The 14996-nt window shown below is 65.6% G+C and carries 15 protein-coding genes; 9 read left to right on the top strand and 6 right to left on the bottom strand.

Translation table 11 applies throughout. The annotated features are described in order from the left end of the window. Nucleotides 1–166: 166 nt before the first annotated feature. Complete coding sequence (locus ACTXG6_RS32160; RefSeq protein ID WP_445183169.1) at nucleotides 167–868, bottom strand: GAF and ANTAR domain-containing protein; 702 nt, start codon at nucleotides 866–868, stop codon at nucleotides 167–169. 337 nt (nucleotides 869–1205) lie between these two features. Here ACTXG6_RS32160 and ACTXG6_RS32155 point away from each other — a divergent pair, with 337 nt between their 5' ends. From ACTXG6_RS32155 to ACTXG6_RS32115, 9 genes are all read left to right on the top strand, one after another. Next, nucleotides 1206–2351 (top strand): IS701 family transposase, encoded by a 1146-nt coding sequence (locus ACTXG6_RS32155; RefSeq protein ID WP_445183168.1) that lies wholly within the window; start codon nucleotides 1206–1208, stop codon nucleotides 2349–2351. Nucleotides 2352–2874: 523 nt separating this feature from the next. Next, a complete protein-coding gene (locus tag ACTXG6_RS32150) occupies nucleotides 2875–3315 on the top strand; it encodes an SRPBCC family protein (RefSeq protein WP_445183167.1) in 441 nt (146 codons plus the stop codon). Nucleotides 3316–3428: 113 nt separating this feature from the next. Continuing rightward, nucleotides 3429–4082 (top strand): hypothetical protein, encoded by a 654-nt coding sequence (locus tag ACTXG6_RS32145; protein WP_445183166.1) that lies wholly within the window; start codon nucleotides 3429–3431, stop codon nucleotides 4080–4082. A 728-nt stretch (nucleotides 4083–4810) separates the two neighbouring features. Beyond that, entirely contained in the window at nucleotides 4811–6505 is a 1695-nt protein-coding gene (locus ACTXG6_RS32140) for a SigB/SigF/SigG family RNA polymerase sigma factor (RefSeq protein ID WP_445183165.1), read from the top strand. Then, a complete protein-coding gene (locus tag ACTXG6_RS32135) occupies nucleotides 6459–7262 on the top strand; it encodes a manganese catalase family protein (RefSeq protein WP_445183164.1) in 804 nt (267 codons plus the stop codon). Before ACTXG6_RS32140 ends, ACTXG6_RS32135 begins: the two co-directional genes overlap by 47 nt. Nucleotides 7263–7880: 618 nt before the next feature. Further along, a complete protein-coding gene (locus ACTXG6_RS32130; protein ID WP_445183163.1) occupies nucleotides 7881–8285 on the top strand; it encodes a hypothetical protein in 405 nt (134 codons plus the stop codon). A 311-nt stretch (nucleotides 8286–8596) separates the two neighbouring features. After that, nucleotides 8597–8893, top strand: a complete 297-nt coding sequence (locus ACTXG6_RS32125) for a hypothetical protein (protein WP_445183162.1) — start codon at nucleotides 8597–8599, stop codon at nucleotides 8891–8893. 291 nt (nucleotides 8894–9184) lie between these two features. Further along, on the top strand, nucleotides 9185–10063 hold the full coding sequence (locus ACTXG6_RS32120; RefSeq protein WP_445183161.1) for a hypothetical protein: 879 nt from the start codon (nucleotides 9185–9187) through the stop codon (nucleotides 10061–10063). 378 nt (nucleotides 10064–10441) lie between these two features. Then, nucleotides 10442–11404 carry a YihY/virulence factor BrkB family protein gene (locus tag ACTXG6_RS32115; RefSeq protein WP_445183160.1) on the top strand — a complete coding sequence of 321 codons (963 nt, stop codon included), beginning with the start codon at nucleotides 10442–10444 and terminating at the stop codon, nucleotides 11402–11404. A 122-nt stretch (nucleotides 11405–11526) separates the two neighbouring features. Here the strand turns inward: ACTXG6_RS32115 and ACTXG6_RS32110 are convergent, their stop codons facing one another. From ACTXG6_RS32110 to ACTXG6_RS32090, 5 genes are all read right to left on the bottom strand, one after another. After that, a complete protein-coding gene (locus ACTXG6_RS32110) occupies nucleotides 11527–11844 on the bottom strand; it encodes a MerR family transcriptional regulator (protein ID WP_445183159.1) in 318 nt (105 codons plus the stop codon). A gap of 131 nt (nucleotides 11845–11975) precedes the next feature. Next, nucleotides 11976–12425, bottom strand: coding sequence for a hypothetical protein (locus ACTXG6_RS32105; protein ID WP_445183158.1), 450 nt, complete (start codon nucleotides 12423–12425; stop codon nucleotides 11976–11978). Nucleotides 12426–12462: 37 nt separating this feature from the next. Continuing rightward, entirely contained in the window at nucleotides 12463–12927 is a 465-nt protein-coding gene (locus ACTXG6_RS32100; RefSeq protein ID WP_445183157.1) for a DUF6292 family protein, read from the bottom strand. Between the two features lie 858 nt (nucleotides 12928–13785). Beyond that, the gene (locus ACTXG6_RS32095) at nucleotides 13786–14217 is read right to left on the bottom strand and encodes an Hsp20/alpha crystallin family protein (protein WP_445183156.1); all 432 of its coding nucleotides are present in this window, start codon (nucleotides 14215–14217) and stop codon (nucleotides 13786–13788) included. A gap of 385 nt (nucleotides 14218–14602) precedes the next feature. Next, a complete protein-coding gene (locus tag ACTXG6_RS32090; protein ID WP_445183155.1) occupies nucleotides 14603–14851 on the bottom strand; it encodes a helix-turn-helix transcriptional regulator in 249 nt (82 codons plus the stop codon). Between the last annotated feature and the right edge of the window lie 145 nt (nucleotides 14852–14996).

The raw sequence follows: 14996 nt of genomic DNA, 5'->3' as shown, positions 1-14996 counted from the left end.
CGCTGACGGGAAACTGACCGGTGGTGTTGATGCGGTCAGCCACGTCCGCAACTTGGCCCGCTCGTCCGCACGCCATACGGCGCTCGGCTCTTCGAGTGGTCCGGCATTGCCGGCCCACTCGGTCGCCCTCTGCCTCCGGCCGGGAGCGGCCGCCCGGCCAGCCACTCTAGGGGTGCTCTGGGAGATCGCCGGTCAGGGTGATCGTCTCGGCTAGAACGCGGACTTTGACGTTGCTGTCCTGCGAAGCCTTGGCAAGACGACCAAACGCGTCATTCTCGGCGAGCGTGTACCGCGCCATAAGGATGCCGACCGCCTCACCGATGACCTTGCGGGTCTCCAGTGCGGTCTCCAAATTCTCAACGTGCTCGGCACCGGCCATCGCCACCGCCGCGTGGGAGGCGAGTAACCACCCGACGTGTTCCTCCTGCTGTCCGAAGGCGCCGGACCGAGACGAGTACAGATCTAGAGCACCGAGGTCCTTGTCCCTCGTGTACAGCAGGAAACCCATCATCGACCCGATCCCAAGCTCGCGGGCCACCGGCGCGTACTTGGGCCACTGATCCGACCTGGTCGACAAGTCCGTGATCCGATAAACCTCGTACTTGTTACGGGCAGCGTCAAAACACGGCCCCTCACCGCACTCGCCCTGCAACCGATCCGAGGCCACCACGACGTTGTCACTGGCAGCCAGAGTGATCACCTCGCCGCGCCGAACGACCATCACACCGGCCGCCTCGCACCCCTCCACGAGTGCCACAGCATGGGCCACAACACGATCGAGCGTTGCACGGGTCGACTCCTGAGCCGCAAGGTCCCGCGCCATCTCCGCGAGCGCATCCGCCAGCTCGACCCACTTGTCTGCATCCACCACGCGACCCGTTCCTACTGAATCGCCTGCACACGCAGGCGCCCATTCCCGACCAGGCGTTTCCCCAGCCCAACACCCGGGCACACGGTCGAAGGCCAGCGTCGCGGGCGTCAGCGACGGTGGCTTAGGCCCTATCGGTTAAAAGGAGAGCCGATAGGGCCGCCCAGCGAGCAACATTCCACAACCGGATCCGCCGCACAACCACACCCGGGCTCGCTCGAACCGGGCGCCGCTTCGGAGATCCGGGGAGAGCAGGAGTACCGATCGCCGCACGGTGTGCCGAAGGCTGCTAGTACTGCAACGGCAGTTGCTTGACATGTGGTAGATCATTGCTGGTGTGGTGGTTGATGTTGCGGCGGTGGAGTTGGATCGGTTGCATGCGCGGGTAGCGGGCCGGTTCGCGCGGGCCGAGCCGAGGGCTCGGATGCGGGAGTATGTGGCCGGGCTCGTTGCCGGTTTGGAGCGAAAGAACGGGTGGACGCTGGCCGAACGCGCTGGTGAGGCGTCTCCGGATGGGATGCAGCGGCTGCTGCGGTGGGCCGACTGGGACATCGATGGGGTCCGTGATGATGTGCGTGAGTACGTGGTCGAGTGCCTCGGGGATCCGGGTGGGGTGTTGATCCTGGATGACACCGGGTTCCTCAAGAAGGGCACGCGGTCGGCCGGGGTCCAGCGGCAGTATTCCGGGACCGCGGGGCGGGTGGAGAACTGTCAGATCGGCACCTTCTTGGCCTATGCCTCGCCTCGAGGGCATGCGTTGATTGACCGCGAGTTGTATGTGCCTGAGTCGTGGACCGCCGATCGGGCACGCTGCCAGGGCGCGGGCATACCCGACGAGGTGGAGTTCGCCACCAAACCCCGCCACGCGATGGCGATGCTGGGGCGTGCCATCGACGCCGGCGTGGCGTTCTCATGGGTCACCGCCGACGAAGCCTATGGCCAGGTCAAGTACCTGCGGGTGTGGCTAGAACAGCATGATGCGCCCTATGTGCTGGCCACCAAGTGCAACGACACCCTGATCACCAGCGACGCTGGGCAGCGCCGCGCGGACGAGTTGATCGCCGCCCTGCCGGCGCGGGCGTGGCGGCGACTGTCGGTCGGCGCCGGCGCGCACGGGCCCCGCGAGTATGATTGGGCACGGGTCCCGATCCGCATCAGTTGGGCGCCCGGGCGCGGGCACTGGCTGCTGGCCCGCCGCAAGATCACTGAGCCCGGCCAGGTGCCCGGTGAGATCGCCTACTACGTCTGTTTCGGGCCCCGCCGATCAACCTTGCTCGATCTGGCCTGGACCGCCGGGTCACGCTGGCGGATCGAAGAATGCTTCCAACAGGCCAAGAACGAGGCCGGACTTGATCACTACCAAGTGCGCAGCTGGCGGGCCTGGTATGCCCACATCACCTTGTCCATGCTCGCCCTGGCTTGGCTGGTCGCGGTGAAAAGCCAGCTCACAAAGGGGGAACCAACACCAGCGAACAACACATGATCAGCTTCACGCTACCGGAAATCCGACGCCTGCTCGTCCCCCTCGCGCTCCAACACGCACACGCCGTCGACCACATCTGGCACTGGTCCCACTGGCGGCGACAACGCCAATACCAAGCCCGCGTCAGCCACTACCGAAAACGAGGCTACGCACTCACCTAACTGCCGTTGCAGTACTAGCCCGAGGAGCCAGGTGACAAGGCGGGACGAGAACCCACCAACGCCCAGCGTGGCCGGATGCCGTGGGGTCCAGACCAGGCGATCCGTCGAGGCTTCGTGAGCGAGATGATCCCGGCGGCTCGAGGTACAGGATTCAGCCGCCTCGCCGATTCGATGCATAACCGACGCAATGCGGGGCATGCAGGCGTTGGATGAGAGATGTTGCGTGCCGGTGTTCGGCTCGGCGACCGGTGTCCACCAGCACCTGTCAGGCCGCGGTGCCGGGTGGAAGCAGCGGCCATGATCCGCAGCATTACTGCGTCAGACATTGTCCGAACTCGTACCACGATTGGAGAAATGAACCCATGGGAACTGTTGCGCATTATGTGGAGGTCAACGCACCCGCCCAGGCGTGCTACGACTGGTGGCGCCCTCTGACCAGGCTGCCTGAGATCATGTCGGACGTACGCAAGGTGGAGTCCAAAGAGGGCTCCGCTGACCGTACCGAGTGGACCGTGTCGGGTCCGGCCGGCACGTCGGTGACCTGGGAAGCGGAGATCGTCGAGGACTCCCCACCCCACAAGATTGCCTGGTCAAGCGTCGACTCGTCCGATCCCGACCTCAAGAACGCCGGTGTCGTGCGCTTCGACGACAGGGGCGACGGAACAACCGGCGTCGAGGTAAGCCTCGAGTACGACCCGCCGGGCGGCAAGCTCGGCGACGCGGTCGCCGCGATCTTCGCCAATCCGCAGAGCAAGGTGGAACAAGCCGTCGCCGAGTTCAAAACAATCATTGAGACTCGCTAGATGATCGGAATAGCGCGGTCACTGCATTGCTGTGGCGCGAGCTCTTCGGCATTGGTCGGCCGGGGACGCCCCGGTGGCCGCATGAACCGTGACAAGGATGGATACCACCACTGATGACCTCGACCACGACGCTCACCCGTCTGCTGCGGATGATTCTGCAACTGACGCAGACCGAGGCCCAAATCGCCCGCCTGCGGAGTGCGCAGGCGCGCACCGAGGCGGTGCGGCGCGAACTGTCCGAGAACGGTGACAACGCGGTGCGGCGCACCCGGCTCATCACCGATCAGTTGCGTGAGCTGGGGGGAGTCCCTGATGCGGTCACTCCGGTCATCGGCCGACTCACCGCGCTGCTCAAGAGCACGGTCGAGCAGGCCGAACCGTTCGACGAGGCCTTGTTTCAGGACCTGATGCTGGAGCAGCAATTACTCGGCCGGGCGCGGTACCTCAAAGTGCTGGCCGAGGCTGCGGGCAAGCCCTCGGTGCGGGTGCTGGCCGAGCAGTTGGAGAGTGCTCACTCGGCGACAGTGGACTGGATCAGCACCGTGCTTGCCGAGGAAGCTCTCGGTGGGCCGGCGGCCTTGCGGGCTACGCCGCTGCAGCGTGCGACGGGCGGTCTCACCAAGGTCGTCAGCATGCCGATGCGCGCCGCCCGCGAGGGCATCAATCGTGCTGTGGACGGCGCGCAGGACATCGGCTCCAAGGCACGTGGAACTGTCGCTGTCCTCGCTGACCGCACGTCCGGTTGGGCCCTGCGGCCCGGGAGGTAACTGTCAGCGGGCGGGATGCCACCCTGGAACGGGCAGAGGCGGTGGCTCGCCGGGAGGGCGCGGATGTGCGCACCATCGTGGCCTACGAAGAGTCACACCGAAACCGCTCAAGTGTGGTCTCAGCCGCGCAAACCCGGGTCGCGGCGATTGCCCAGGAGTTGATGGACGGCTGATCGCCTGCCGATTCTCCCGATCTGGAACGCTAACCAGGACCGCCGCCGTGCGCCTTCATACTGCGGCACCACGACGTGCGGTGTAGCGTTCGCAAGTGGCGCGTCGCTCGCGTGGCGCCACAGGGTGCAGACAGTCGCCCTCCCTAGAAGGCCCTCATGAGGGAGTCCTATGTCTGCATATTTGCGGTTCTGAGCAGCTTCTAGGGCCCGCGGCTTCACGATCTGCCAGCGGGCCCGCGACAGTTGGCGATCAGCGGTCGCCGGATCAGGCCGCCCGTCGCGCACGCGATTTCACCTGAACGCCAAAGTCGGCGTTCAACTCTGACACGGCCGGCCATTACGAGCGGCCCTTCCAACGATGACAGCTTGAGCAGCAGGTTGATCGTCGCAACTGGCTCGGACCGCACCTGGATGTGGTCACCCCCGTGACTGCCCTCGTGGCGTTACCGGCCTCGTAACGAGCACGCCGCGCGGTGCCCTCTGGGCGTCGCACATGGATCGGCCAGTTGCTCATCGCCAGGACCAATCAACCCAGCCCAAGTGAACGAGGGAACCGTGCTCGCAGCGATCTCCGTCGAGCCTGCTCAGGACGTCAAAGCACCTGCGCCGAGCAGCGAATATGCCGAACAGATGCCTCGGCTGAGGTACTACGCTTCCCTGCCGGCGGACGACCCTGTTCGTGGCCGCGTAAGGGAAGACCTGATCTTGGCATTTATGCCTGTGGTCGAGCACCTAGCTCGACGCCACGGCGCATGCCAGCCCGCCACCCGCGCTGACCTCGTCCAGGTAGGGACAATCGGCCTGATCAACGCGATCGATCGCTGGGATCCTGAGCGTGCCCGAGGCGACTTTCTCGGCTATCTGGTCCCGTACGTGCGCGGAGAAATTCTGCGCCACTTCCGCGACCGGACCTGGTCTTTGCGTGTGCCGCGACGACTCAAGGATCTCAGCGTGGCGATCAACCGGTGCACTGGCCCATTGTCGCAGAAGTTAACCCGCGCCCCACGACCTGCGGAACTGGCCGAGCACCTCGGTGTTGACCTGGATGAGGTTCTGGACGCTCTCGAGGCCCAGGCCAGTTATCAGGTGGGCACACTTGATGCCCTGAACCGTGACAGCAACACCTCCGCGGCGGAGCGGATCGGCGAAATCGACGCCGACCTTGATCTCGTCGAATACCGCCACGCGCTCCGTCCGCTGTTGGAGAAGCTGCCTGAGCGCGAACGCACCATTCTCATACTGCGTTTCTTCAGGCAGATGACGCAGACTCAGATCGCGCAGCAAATCGGTATCTCGCAAATGCACGTCTCGCGTCTGCTCAGCGCGACCCTCGCAGCACTGCGTTCAGCTTTACTCGATGACAACCCACCCGAGCCACGAGCCCCCGGACCGGCACGTCGGCCTGCGAACAATCGTCGGCCGGCCGCGGTGCATCCGCCGCCCGAGTGTCCAGATAACAGCCGCGTCCACGTCCGACCCCTGCCGCCGGTCAGGCGGGACCCCCGGACACCGTCACCGGAGCGGGGGTTCGAAGACCGGCGTCACGCCCTTTGCCTTAGGACGGTACATGGCGGCGAGCACTGGCGCGGCGCCGCGGCGCCGGGCGATCTCGTCCGCGATGTGCTCGGCATCCGCACCGCGCCGACTCAACATCTCCGGATCGGAGTAGGACCTGATCAACCGTCCCAGCTCGGCGAACAGATTTCTGATCGCCGCCTCGCGTCAGGCGGTCGACGCTGCTCGGACTGTGCTGCTCATGCCATTCCGGTACCCCGTTGCAGCGTCAAACACCGCACTCGAAGAGGAGCCGCCATGCAGCGCGGCCCCCCACCGGGTGAGACCCCAGGCGCGGCCTTCGGCCCTCGTGGAACGCAGGTCGAATGCCGAGCCAATGCCTGGCGGCGGATGCTCACGGCCGGCTCGAAGCGGCCGCCTCGATTCGGGCCCCTTGGCCACCAGGAACAACCGGCCGCTATCGGATTCAGGCCGCGAGGCCAACAGATGGACCTGGATCACCGAAGCGACTTCGGCGTCCAGCGGGCCCGCCGATTCCGCTGGCCCGACCGACCGCCCGCAGCCATCGTCCATGTGATGTCAGCAGAAATCGCAGCCAGCCCCGTTCCTGACGTTTGCCTGCCGGAGGGTGGGTATCCACACGGGCTGGATGTACCAGTCGCCTCGCCGAACAGAAGGATCACAGCTCATGTTCCTGCACAACAAGCGAATGATGTACAAGGTCAGCGTCGATGAGCCGAACCCCGCGTTCGCCAAGATGCTGCTCGAGCAGTTCGGTGGCCCGAACGGAGAGCTCGCCGCCGCGATGCGTTATTTCACGCAGGGCTGGAACGAGCCCGACGAGCAACGGCGAAGCATGATGCTCGACATTGCCACCGAGGAGCTGTCGCACCTGGAGATGGTCGCCCAGACGCTGCACATGCTGCTCAAGGATTCGCCGTCGGAACTGGTCGACCAGGTGGAAGGCAACTACCTCGGTGACATGCTGAACGGGAAGATGCCGGACTACGTGAACATGTCACTGAACAGCGGCCCCAACATTCTCGGCGGCGGCGGCCCCCGCCTCACCGACTCGATGGGCTCGCCGTGGACCGCCGCCTACATCGACACGATCGGCCAGCCTGCGGCCGACCTGCGCTCAGACATCGCCGCCGAGGCTCGCGCCAAGATCACCTATGAGCGACTCATCAAGTTCACCGACGACGCCGGCGTCAAGGACACCCTCACCTTCCTCATGACCCGCGAGGTCGCCCACCAGAAGATGTTCGAAGCGGCGCTCGACTCGATCGAGGAGAACTTCCCGCCCGGCACACTCGCCGGCGACGAGAAGCTCGGACATGCCTACGTCGCCGACTCGGGCAACTTCGGTGCCGCCGGCAAGAATTCCGGACCCGACACCACCGGGTTCGACCTGGCCCAGGACAACAGTGACTGGGGCTTCGAACTCGACACCGAACCCGTCGAGCACGCCGCGAAACAGGAGGCGCAATAACCCTGGGTCCGGCGCCGCGGCGGCATCTTCCAGGTCGCGGCGGTCCCCGGGCGCGTGGGGCTGGTGCTCGAGCGGTGCGCATGCCGGGGCGGCACCCGCTGCCCGGGGGAATTATGGCCGTCCGGTGGAGGAATTAGATGATTGTCGTCCCCTCATATTTGGGGAATTTTTGATCGCTGACACTGTGTCTCTCGATGTGGGTGTTTCGCTCATGGCGGTGCGGGTAAGCCCCAGATGTTGCTCCAGACTGCCGGTTCTTCCGCTCAGGAGCGCACCCGATCTCCGACGTGAAGAACATCGCGCTGGCGGCATAGCTTCGTAGTGGGGTCGCCTAAAAAACACGACCCACAGTTCCGATCAGTTCTGGCACTGGCCGCGAGTAACGACGAGTGGCCGCATGGACTCCCGTTGCCGCGGCGACGACCGGTGCCATCAAGAAGGGATCCACCATTGTCACAGCGCAATACCAGCCTCCGCAGCTTGCATGACCTCGGGTTGGCAGTATGGCTGGGCGGCAGCCTAGCTGGCGCAGTAGGAATCAACGGGGCTGCCGCCGACGTCCAAGAGACCAAGCAGCGCCTTCATGTCGCAAGCGCGGGATGGGCTCGTTGGACTCCGGTGAACCTCGCGGGGATCGCCGCCCATCTGGTTGGGGGCGCCGGGGTGCTGTTCGCTAATAAGGGGCGCGTCGCGTCCCAGCGAGGTGTCGGCGCCTCCACTGCTGCCAAGTTGGCATTGACGGGCGCGGCGCTGGGAGTGACCGCCTACAGCCGAAGACTAGGCAAGAAGCTTGAGCAAGCCGGTGATGTTGCGGTGAAGGGCGCAACCGAGCCTTCCTCCGACACCCCTGCTGAAGTGGCCGATGCGCAGCGTCAACTCAAGGTGTGCCAGTGGGCCATCCCCGCGCTGACTGCTGGCATCGCCGTGCTGAACGCGGTGGAAGGCGAGCAACAGCGACCCAACCAGGTGCTGTCCGGCATGCTGGCTAAGCCTGCGCAGCTACTCGGCGTCGGTCAGAGCTGACACGGGGCCGCGCCCGGCCTGGCGAGGAAACGCCACCTCACATTGACTAGGCAGAGACGAGTCGTTTCGGATCCGGTGCCCGGCGTTGTGTCGGTGTCCGCAGCGATTGAATGCTGATCATTGCTGGTCGGTTCCGCGCTATCCGCGATCATGTTTCCCAACCATGCCCGGCCGGTGCGATTCGTCATCTTTATCTGACGTGTACATGGTGATGGGGCGGGTAGTCTATAAATGTGGGGGTCTAATCTGAGGGTCTCGCAGAATCTTCTCAACGAACCCAATTTTCTTAACGACCCAATTTTGGAGTCTACGTGTCTGCGAACACACCGCCCAACACTGGCACCACCGCCAGGCTCACTCACGCGAACCCCACGCTAGAGCACACGTCAGAGCGTGGAGCTGAGACGAAGAGCGCGTTCAAGACCACTGAGCTCGTCATCTACCTCGTCGCCGTTGCCGGCGTGTTGATCGCATCCAACTTGGTCGGAGACACCAACGGGCGGGGTGACCCTTTCCTGGCCGACCAGGCTTGGCTCTACATCACACTGCTCACGGTTGCCTACCTGATCAGCCGGGGGCTCGCTAAAAGCGGCTGTCGCGACCGCTGAGATCGGTCGCTCCAACAAACCAAACTGCGCAACAACGACTTATGTGTTGCGACTGACAGCGGCACCGAAACCTACGCACGCAGCACATCACATCTACAACAGTTAGATCAAAGGAATAATGGAATGGCTCAGACAGAAGATGTAGCAAATGGGGCAGTCGAAGAGCGGGGCGTCAGGGACGACGGGGGTGTGAAGGGCCCGGTCGGTCACGCGGGCGAACTCAGTGAGCGGGGTGACCAGGGCGTGAAAGGCCCTGCCGGCCTTGTGGGCGAGCCAGGCGTCAAGGGCCCAATGGGCCCGGCTGGGCCGCCCGGCGAGCGGGGCGACAAGGGCGTCAAGGGCCCGGTCGGGCCCGCCGGTGAACCTGGCGACAAGGGCATCAAGGGCCCGGCTGGGCCGCCGGGCGAGCAGGGCGACAAGGGTGTCAAGGGCCCGGCTGGGCCGCCCGGCGAGCAGGGCGACAAGGGCGTCAAGGGCCCGGTCGGGCCCGCCGGTGAACCTGGCGACAAGGGCATCAAGGGCCCGCCCGGTGAGCAGGGCATCAAGGGGGACAAGGGCGCGGCCGGCCCGACCGGTGAACAGGGCGCCAAGGGCGTGCAGGGTTCCACAGGTCGTCCGGGTGAGCAGGGCGAACAGGGCCCCACCGGCCCGGTGGGGCTCCGGGGTGAGATCGGTCTGCCCGGCGAGCGAGGCGTGCGGGGCGTCCAGGGTGTACGGGGAGAGCCCGGTCTGCCCGGCGCCCAGGGGCAGCGCGGTGTTATCGGCGAAACCGGTGCGCCAGGAGACAAGGGACTACAGGGTTTGCAGGGCCCTCGCGGTGAAGTTGGAGCCCCGGGCATCCCCGGTCTCCAAGGCGCGCAGGGTCCGCAGGGTCCAGCAGGGCGGCCCGGTCCGCCTGGGCTCCCGGGTACCCAAGGGCCCCGTGGTGCGGCAGGCCCAGCCTGGCTTGACCAGCCGAGCCCGGCCATCCTGGTCCGCAACGTGCTAGAGGCGGCCACAAATCTGTCGCCCATGACCGTGATCGACCCCCGGGTCGGGTACCGCTACCTGGCGACACTGACCTCACGGCTACTGAAACTGCAGGGCGGGTTGGTGCTACGCACGATGATCACCACGCCCGAAACCGAGCACAGCCCTGCCGGCAAGTCCAAGATGCACTCCATCGCCTAATCACGCGATCAAGACGGGGCTCCCAACACGGTGCCCGTGTTGGTCCGGCTCTCCGGCGACCGCTCACCAGGCGGCCACCGGAGAGCCGGTCCCATTTCTGGAGCCGAGCGACGGAATCCGTGTCCCTTGCGCTGAACGATGGATATTACCGCTTAGGTAGCGCCCCACTAGGTGTCGATGGCCCCGCCCATGCCTCGTCAAGATTTCGCTGCCGTTGATGGTCTCTGTGCGGAAATGTGCGGCCGATCGGGTCAATGGGACCCGCCGCTCGGACCAAGAACTTGCAAGGGAAACCCGATATGCCGTCGCGGGAGTAGGCCTGCTGCCCGGGGGTATGCCACTCGAGCGCAGAATCGAGTCCATGTTGGAGGAGCGGCAATGGTTCATTTGAGTGGCCGCCGGCTGCCGGGTGAAAAGGCTGGGAGCCCCGTACAGATTCCGCCCCGCGGTTGGTGGCAGGTAGTGAGGCGGGCGCTGCGGGAAAGCACTGCGGACAACGTGCCAATTCTTGCCGGCGGGGTCGCATTCTTCGCTTTTCTCGCGCTGTTCCCCAGCTTGATCGCGGCGTTGACGCTGTACGGAATGGTCGCCGACCCCGATCACGTGGCTCAGCAGATGCAGAGCCTGTCCGGTGCTCTACCCGCGGGTGCTCGGGAGCTCGTCAACGACCAGCTCGTGACAGTCAGCGGGAGTAGTGGCCGTGCTCTCACCGTCGGGCTCGTCATCTCCCTGCTCGCCGCCCTGTGGAGTGCATCCAGCGGTACAGGGCAGCTCATGACCGCCATCAACGTCGCATATGACGAGGAGCAGACCCGAGGTTTTGTCAAACAGAAAGCGATCGCGCTGGTGCTGACCCTGGGCGCGATGGTGTTCGTACTGATCGCGCTGGTGCTCGTCGCTGTGCTACCGATCGCGTTAGATCACCTACCATTGGGTGTAGCGGGTCGGATCCTGGCCCAGGCGATGCGGTGGCTCCTTCTCGTTGTCGTGGTGATCGTGAGTTTGGCGGTGGTCTACCGAGTGGCACCAGATCGCGACAGCCCTCGGTTTCTCTGGGTCAGCACGGGTGCATTGGTAGCGGCGGCATTGTGGGTGCTCGGAAGTGTCGCTTTCAGCCTGTACGTCAACTTCTTCGGTCATTACAACAAGACCTACGGAGCGCTTGCCGGTGTGATCGTGCTGATGCTCTGGCTGTATCTGACCTGCTACACCGTGTTGCTCGGAGCGGAAATAAACTCGGAGTCGGAACGACAAACTATCCGCGACACCACGGTAGGCCGGCCAGAACCCATGGGACAGCGGGGCGCGGCCGCGGCGGATACCATCGCCGAGCAGGAATGACATTTCGGGCCCGCTCGGTGCCGCTGTGCCCGTGTGCTGGTAGGCACGTGTGCACAGAGCCGAACGCTCGGGGGAGAGGTGCCCGGGCAGGTGGGGCAGCACCGTCTCGGGAATCAGTGTGATTAGCGTCTGCGTGCGTCACCAGCTGCGGTTTCCAGTTCGGTGATGCGTCTGCGTGCGTCGGCGAGTTCGTCTTCGAGTTGGGCGATGCGGTGGGCGGCGTCGAGGGTGAGGCCTTCGTCGAATAGGGCCCGCATGCGGGCGGCGAGTTCGAGTTGGCGGCGGGAGTAGCGTCGGTGACCGCCGCTCGAGCGTGCGGGGGTGATGACGTTGCCGACGTCGAGGCTGCGTAGGAATGCGGGTTGGACGTCGAGTAGTTCGGCGGCCTGGCCCATGGTGACCGCCGGGTAGTCCTCGTCGTCGAGCCGGTTCAGACCCATCGGCGCCCACCTCCGCTCCCCGTCGCCTTTATTCTATAGCAGGTACTCCAGTTTCTTTGATCTGTGCAGTGCATACCTGGGCTGGTCGTTGGCTGTCCGGCAGGGCGCCTGCCCGGGGGTGGTCGGGCCGGTTAGAGGTAGTCGGGGTCGTAGTGGTGTCCGGGGTCGGTGCCGCGGAACGGGGTGAATTGGAACCGCACTGTGGTACTGGCAACGGTGTTCGGCGCAGCTCGTGCAGGTTCGGTCTTGGCCGCGGCGCTGGGCGGGGGTTCGAGGTCGCTGAGGGTGGTGGTGATCGTGCCGGCGGCGTTGACGGCGTCGAGTTGGGCCAGGAGCCGGGTGAGGTGTTCGGGGGCGTCGAGGGGTTCGTGGCTGGTTTGGATCAGGGTGCGGTGTAGCGGGCTGGTGACCCAGGTGTCGGGCTGTCCACTGCCGCTGCTCAACGGTAGGACGACGTTGAGCAGCCAGTGGGAGGGTTTGCCGGTGATGGCGGGGGTGCGGCGGGCGTGCACGCCGACGATCTGATCGGCGCGGATCAATCCGTCACCCAGGGTCTGTAGCCAGACGCTGTTCAAGCCCATGACCGCCGGTGGCCTTTCTCCCTCGGTGCGGCTTGTCTCAGGCAACCGCGTGGGTGGTTGAGAGCGCGGGCGCCGAGGGTCGGGGGCGGTCAGGGTGGGTGGTGTGGTGGGCCAGGGCGTCCAGGACCGGGCGCAGCGGTTGGCTGCGCAACCGGAACGAGGCTGGGTAGGGCATGCCGGCGTTGTCTTCGTCCAACAGCACGGCGGCCAGGAACTGGGCCACCGCATCGGGGGACGGGGCAAGGTCGAGATGCAAATAGCGTGTCAGGCCGGGCACGGTGTCCCATCCGGGATATGTGACTGACCACCCGGTGTCTTCCGCCCAGGCCAGCTCGACCTGATCGGGCACCTGGGACGCGCCGCCCTCGAGAGCGGGGTCGGGCCCGCGACCCACGCCCAGGCGCATCTCGAGGTCAGGGCCGGGGGCGCGTTGGATGGCGCGCACGGCGAAGCCCAGGGCGCGTACCGCGACCGACACCGCGTCGGCATAGTCGCTCAGCAACCGCGCGACGGTTTCGCAACGCTCTCGGCGGCGGTGACCGGGCCGCGGCGGGTAGTGGCGGCCCTGAGGCGACCGGGTCAACTCACCCATCACCATGACCTTTCGATCTCACGCGTCGTGACGCGACCGTGCTGAACACCCTCGATAGCGACGAGGGGCGGCGGGAATGACCCGGCCGGGCAGGCCAGCTGTCGGCGGCCGGCCCGGCCGGGATCGTGCAGACACACGCTGATTGTGTTGTTCGGGCTGGTTAACTCCTGGTGGCCGTGCCCTGGGTTCAGATCGCTCAGTCAGGGAGCGTGAGGACCTGGGCCGGTCCCGCCGTAGCTACGCCACAGCGGCGCGGTGCGCGGTGCCTCACACCGAGCGGCATCGGCGTGTGGGGTTCGCGCGGGGAACATTCACAGGTGCGGGACGAGCTGCCAGGGCTGCCGGCCGGTTTCGTCATACCTATCCCATCACCATCCTTTCGTCCTGTGCACCATCACCGCCCGCGCGCGAGCGCGCGCAAGCCAGGCTTGTGCCTCGTGCCCGGAGGGGATCGCTCCCGACGCGGCGGGTCCGCCGGATCAGCCCAGACCAGGTCCCGCCCTCGCGGTGGGCGGGGGCGAGGCAGGAGGGGCTGTGCCCGCCGGTGCCGCCGCTGGGTCAGCGTCGCGGTCCGGGGCCGGCGGCGGTATGGCCGGGGTTGCTCCCGCTCGGGCCAGTTGGCCGCCACGATCGCGGCGAACTGCTGCTCGACCCAGTCCGGGTCGAGAAACTCGTCCTGGGATTCCGGTCGCGGGTTGTGTGCTGTTGTCGAGTACACCGTGATCACCTCACCGGCACAGACGACGAACGCGGAACTGAGGCGGGGAGTTAGGCGTCGATGGCGGTGGCTCCGGAGCCACCCCCGATTTCGATCTTGCGGGGCTTGGCCTTCTCCATCACCGGGACGCGCAACGTCAACACCCCGGCGTCGTAAGAGGCCTCGATGCGATCGGTGTCGAGGGTGTCGCCGAGGAACAACTGGCGGCTGAACACCCCGCGCGGGCGCTCGGCGACCTGGTAGTCCACACCCTCGCCGATCGGGGGTTTGCGCTCGGCGTGCACCGTGAGCACGTTGCGCTCCACATCCAGATCAATGCTCGAGGGGTCCACCCCGGGGATGTCGAAGTGCACCACATACCGCTCGCCGTCGCGGTAGGCGTCCATCGGCATCACCGCCGGACGCGTCGAGGTGCCGTTCGTGCCGAAGAACTGCTGAGACAACCGATCCAGCTCACGGAACGGGTCAGTACGCATCAGCATCGCTACTTCTCCTCCTCATCACTGGCTCTGCGACGCCTTCGCGTCCGCGCCTCGCGGACACCACAAAGTATCCACACTTAGACACACAGCGGCAAGATAGCTGCAGTTGCTACAGCAGATATTCACTAGGAAGGAGTATCTCAAGCTCTCACTGCTCGCTGCTGTTGCAACCTGGTGGCCGCACAGTGCTGCGCTTGCGCTTGATGACCTCGAACGCGGCAACCTCGACGTTGAGACCGCGCTGCGGTTCGTCGCGCATCGGCTTCCTGCTGGAACTCCGCGCGGCGTTCGAGCATCTCGGCCGCCTCGGTGGAACGGGGAGCATGGTCTTCTCGTAGGTGCGGCCGGCGTCATCGACGGCGGGGGAGTTGGCGAGGGCGAATGCTCACCCAGTCCTGGGTTTCCGCGAGCGGGGATGCTCAGTTCCCGGTGGCAGGTGGGCCGAGTAGGTCGAGAACGGGCCGATCTGGTGTCCGTTCTGGGCGGGGTGTCGGAATGGGCGGTCCAGGTGCACTGTGTAGCGGTTGCGTCGCCCGACCCGGGTATGGGTTACGTATCCCGCGGTCTCGAGGTCGGCCACGATCGCCTGAACGGTGCGCTCGGTAACCCCGACCACCTCGGCCAGATCTCGCATCCTGGCGTCCGGATCTTGGGCGATCGCCACCAGGCACGCCCGTGCGCGGTCAGGAGCGTCCAGCCGCCTTGCTCTTCCGCGTGAGCCATCGCCACGATGTTAACCCCGCGAGTCAAAATATGCGAGATTAGACACACGTTTTTAT

This window comes from Pseudonocardia sp. Cha107L01, from assembly GCF_052566575.1.
Note: the sequence above shows the minus strand (reverse complement) of the source record. Positions and strands in the feature narration are given on the sequence as shown.

Excerpts from the sequence above, each read along its gene's own strand:
- ACTXG6_RS32095 (WP_445183156.1), bottom strand. The coding sequence starts at position 14,217 with ATGCTGATGCGTACTGACCCGTTCCGTGAGCTGGATCGGTTGTCTCAG.
- ACTXG6_RS32105 (WP_445183158.1), bottom strand. The coding sequence starts at position 12,425 with ATGGGCTTGAACAGCGTCTGGCTACAGACCCTGGGTGACGGATTGATC.
- ACTXG6_RS32120 (WP_445183161.1), top strand. The coding sequence starts at position 9,185 with ATGGGCCCGGCTGGGCCGCCCGGCGAGCGGGGCGACAAGGGCGTCAAG.
- ACTXG6_RS32110 (WP_445183159.1), bottom strand. The coding sequence starts at position 11,844 with ATGGGTCTGAACCGGCTCGACGACGAGGACTACCCGGCGGTCACCATG.
- ACTXG6_RS32150 (WP_445183167.1), top strand. The coding sequence starts at position 2,875 with ATGGGAACTGTTGCGCATTATGTGGAGGTCAACGCACCCGCCCAGGCG.
- ACTXG6_RS32135 (WP_445183164.1), top strand. The coding sequence starts at position 6,459 with ATGTTCCTGCACAACAAGCGAATGATGTACAAGGTCAGCGTCGATGAG.
- ACTXG6_RS32115 (WP_445183160.1), top strand. The coding sequence starts at position 10,442 with ATGGTTCATTTGAGTGGCCGCCGGCTGCCGGGTGAAAAGGCTGGGAGC.
- ACTXG6_RS32145 (WP_445183166.1), top strand. The coding sequence starts at position 3,429 with ATGACCTCGACCACGACGCTCACCCGTCTGCTGCGGATGATTCTGCAA.
- ACTXG6_RS32090 (WP_445183155.1), bottom strand. The coding sequence starts at position 14,851 with ATGCGAGATCTGGCCGAGGTGGTCGGGGTTACCGAGCGCACCGTTCAG.